We start from the raw sequence: 544 nt of genomic DNA, 5'->3' as shown, positions 1-544 counted from the left end.
CTTGGAGAACTTATCTATAACGGGCTGTACGCGTGCGCGGAAACGATCCTTTTCCTCAGGCGAAATATCATTGACCGCAACCTTGCCTTCGAGAGTAACGCGCGCCTTGTCCATGCTGGCAGCCGTTACTTCGCGTTGGAACTTCTGCGCTTCGGCAGCCGCTTCGCGAATCAGCGCCTTCTCATCGTTATTTAAAGCATTCCAAGTCTTCTGACTAATAATCAGCGACTGCGGGTTGAAGATATGGCCAGTCACCGATACATATTTTTGTACTTCAAAAAACTTATTGCTCTCAATGACGGTGAAGGGGTTTTCCTGACCGTCGATGGTGTTTTGCTCAAGACCGGTATACACCTCAGGGAATGCCATCGGCACTGGGTTTGCGCCCAGGGCGGAGAAGGTTTCCAAGTAGATTGGCGACTGGATCACGCGGATCTTCAGACCCTGCATGTCCTCCATCTTGGTCACCGCATGTTTGTTGTTGGTCAACTGGCGAAAACCCAGATCCCAATAGCCTAAGCCAACCAGGCCTTTACTATCCAAC

The 544-nt window shown here is 50.7% G+C and carries 1 protein-coding gene; it reads right to left on the bottom strand.

Going from position 1 to position 544, the window contains the following annotated elements; translation table 11 throughout:
• A partial coding sequence (locus AC1DRJ_RS32035) for a DctP family TRAP transporter solute-binding subunit (protein WP_477805619.1) occupies window positions 1-544 on the bottom strand: 544 nt, incomplete at both ends.

It is taken from the genome of Pseudomonas sp. P5_B2, from assembly GCF_056400445.1.
This window is presented reverse-complemented; position numbering and strand designations above follow the sequence as displayed.